This window comes from Albidovulum sp. (assembly GCF_049646345.1).
Taxonomy (GTDB): Bacteria; Pseudomonadota; Alphaproteobacteria; order Rhodobacterales; family Rhodobacteraceae; genus Albidovulum.
On record NZ_JBARVQ010000875.1, the window covers coordinates 1 to 1,756 of the forward strand.

A 1,756-nucleotide genomic window follows, 5' to 3' on the forward strand; every position below is an offset into this window, starting at 1 on the left:
GATCCGACTCCTATGCCTAAGTCTTGAGTAAATTGTAGCTTTTCGGGCAACGACCGCGTGGTCGTGTGACTCGAGAATCAGCTACAGCCCCTTCCCGCCCAAAAGTTGCGCCCCGTCGATTGCCTAACCCGCCCGTCCTGCCGTATTGTCCGGCCAACAGAACAAGAAAAGAGCAGCGAATGGCCGAAGACCTCCTGACCGGCGCCAGCGATCAATCCTACGACGCCTCCTCGATCGAGGTGCTCGAAGGGCTGGAACCCGTCCGCAAACGCCCCGGCATGTATATCGGCGGCACCGATGAACGCGCGCTCCATCACCTTGTGGCCGAAGTGCTCGACAACTCGATGGACGAAGCCGTCGCAGGCCACGCGAACCGGATCGAGGTTGAACTGCACGCCGATCACTCCGTCACGGTGCGCGACAATGGCCGCGGCATGCCCTTCGACCCGCATCCGAAATTCCCCGGCAAATCCGCGCTCGAAGTCATCCTGTGCACGCTGCACGCGGGCGGCAAGTTCTCCGGCAAGGCCTACCAGACCAGCGGCGGCCTGCACGGGGTCGGCGCCTCGGTCGTCAACGCGCTGTCCGATACGATGGTCGTGCAGGTCGCCCGCGACCGCAAGCTGGTCGAACAGCGCTTTGCGCGCGGCATCCCGCTTGGCCCCCTGACCGAACTTGGCGCCGCCCCCAACCGGCGCGGCACCACCACAACCTTCCACCCCGACGCCGATATCTTCGGCCACCTGAAATTCAAACCCGCCCGCCTGCTCAAGATGGTCAAATCCAAGGCCTATCTCTTTTCGGGCGTCGAGATTCGCTGGAAATCCGAGGTTGACGACGGCGAAACCCCGCTTGAGGCGACGTTCCACTTCCCCGGCGGCCTCGCCGACTACCTTGGCGAGCAACTGACAAACGCCACGACCTATGCCGACCGCCCCTTCGCGGGCAAGGTCAGCTTTGAAGAGAAATTCAACACCCCCGGCTCGGTCGAATGGGCGATCAACTGGACGCCCTCGATCGACGGCTTCATCCAGTCCTATTGCAACACCGTGCCCACGCCCGAAGGCGGCACGCATGAGGCCGGGTTCTGGGCCGCCGTGCTCAAAGGCATCCGCGCCTACGGCGAACTGGTCAACAACCGCAAGGCCAAGGATATCACCCGCGACGACCTGACCACCGGCGGCTGCGCGATGGTGTCCTGCTTCATCCGTGAACCCGAATTTGTCGGCCAGACCAAGGACCGGCTGGCCACCACCGACGCCCAGCGCCTTGTCGAAGGCGCGGTGCGCGACCATTTCGACAACTGGCTGGCCGCTGATACCAAATCGGCGGGCGCGATCCTCGATTTCCTCGTGCTGCGGGCCGAAGAACGCCTGCGCCGCCGTCAGGAAAAGGAAACCGCCCGCAAGACCGCCACCAAGAAACTGCGGCTGCCCGGCAAGCTGACCGATTGCTCTGCCACCGGGCGCGAGGGAACCGAGCTTTTCATCGTCGAAGGCGATTCCGCCGGCGGCTCCGCGAAAATGGCCCGCGAACGCAAGACGCAGGCCCTGCTGCCGTTGCGCGGCAAGATCCTGAACGTGCTGGGCGCGGCCTCGTCCAAGCTGGGCAGCAATGCCGAGATTTCCGATCTCTGTCAGGCACTTGGCGTCGGCATGGGCACCAAGTTCCGGCTTGACGACCTGCGCTATGACAAGGTCATCATCATGACCGATGCCGATGTCGACGGCGCTCATATCGCCAGCCTGCTGATGAC

General features: G+C 63.6%; 1 protein-coding gene. It reads left to right on the plus strand.

What is annotated here, in order from left to right; genetic code table 11:
- Window positions 1–179: 179 nt before the first annotated feature.
- Window positions 180–1,756 (plus strand): DNA gyrase/topoisomerase IV subunit B (locus WBB85_RS22850; protein ID WP_432640867.1); only part of this gene is annotated, 1,577 nt, incomplete at its 3' end.